Genomic DNA, 1,319 nt, shown 5'->3' with positions numbered 1-1,319 from the left:
TTCGGCTCTGGATAAAAAGCTAAGCGCGCCCGCAGCCAGTAAAAACGACGATATTTGGAAAAAATAGCAAAATCCTAAGCGAATTTATTCGCGGGTATAAAATTCCTATGACTCATGCAAATTAAAATTCCGCGCATAATTTTGCTTAGCCTCGCGGTTTAGAATTTAACGCGAATTTCACCCACTTACGCGGATCGGAATTCTACGCGGAATTTTGCCCTCTTTCGCAAATTGGAATTTTGCGCGAAATTTCACGCGTCCTCTGCAAAATTTTCCCGCTTACTCAATTTAAATTTTACCCGCTCGGATAGATTTAAATTTTACGTAGAATTTCGCCTGTCCTCGCGGCAAGAAATTTCAAATATAATTTTACCCTCTCGTGCGATGCGAAATTTTACTAAATTTTCTACGCGCGATATAAAATCTACGTAAATTTTACTCGCGCAATTAACGTAAATAAAATTCCGCCTCCGCCTAAGCTTCATAGAATTTTGTAAAATTTTACTCACAGAGATGATATAAATTCCTAGCCATTATTTAAATTTTACTCGCGTTTTAGCTGCTTTTATACGCGCGGTAAGGATTTTTTAAAGCTAAAATTTTATATAATTATGCGTTTCAAAAAGGCATATTTTGAGTACTAAATTCTTTTTAGCGATCCTTGCGATAGGCGTTATAATGGGGCTTTGCGCGGGGCTCTTAAACTTCGGCATCAACGAAATTGAAACTTTTGCTTTCGGACATAATGATGAGGAATTTCACATTATCACGGAGCAAACCACTGCGCTTAGGCGCTTTCTTAGCGTCCTCGCAGCCGGCGCAATCGTAACTTTAATTAGAATTCTGCTAATAAGACTAAAACCTTTTTTAAACGTATCTTCAATGATGGAGGGGCAAAATCCGCCGTTTTGGCAAAATTTAATCCACTCGGTTTTGCAGCTCGTAGCCATCGCCATGGGCGCACCGATAGGCAGTGAGGCTGCTCCGCGCGAGCTGGGTGGCTTGTTTGCGGCTAAAATTTGCCGCGCCCTAAATATCGGCGGAGATGAGCTTCGGCTATTTGTCGCATGCGGCGCGGGAGCGGGACTGGGCGCTGCATATAACGTCCCGCTAGCGGGCGCGCTTTTTAGCCTAGAAATTTTACTTAAAAGCTTTGATACTCGAGCGATTTTGTGCGCCTTTGCCACGAGTGCGGTGGCCACAGCTACGGCGGAATTCGGAGCTTCAAAAGAAATTTATTACGAAGTTTCGAACTTCGCCCCTACCCCACAGAATTTACTCGCAGCGGCTCTAATCGGGCTTGTCACGGGGATCGCAGC

General features: G+C 43.5%; 2 protein-coding genes. One reads left to right on the top strand and one right to left on the bottom strand.

Annotation, left to right across the window (positions count from 1 at the left end; translation table 11 throughout):
• Positions 1-320 precede the first annotated feature (320 nt).
• Positions 321-509 (bottom strand): hypothetical protein, encoded by a 189-nt coding sequence (locus Q0236_RS05895; RefSeq protein WP_297916003.1) that lies wholly within the window; start codon positions 507-509, stop codon positions 321-323.
• Positions 510-633: 124 nt separating this feature from the next.
• Between Q0236_RS05895 and Q0236_RS05890 the strand changes: the two genes are divergently transcribed.
• Positions 634-1,319: chloride channel protein (locus Q0236_RS05890; protein ID WP_297916001.1), on the top strand; the 686-nt coding region annotated here is incomplete at its 3' end.

The organism is uncultured Campylobacter sp. (assembly GCF_938031315.1).
Classification (GTDB): domain Bacteria; phylum Campylobacterota; class Campylobacteria; order Campylobacterales; family Campylobacteraceae; genus Campylobacter_B.
The sequence above is the reverse complement of the archived record's forward strand: the minus strand, read 5'-3'. Positions and strand labels throughout refer to the sequence as shown.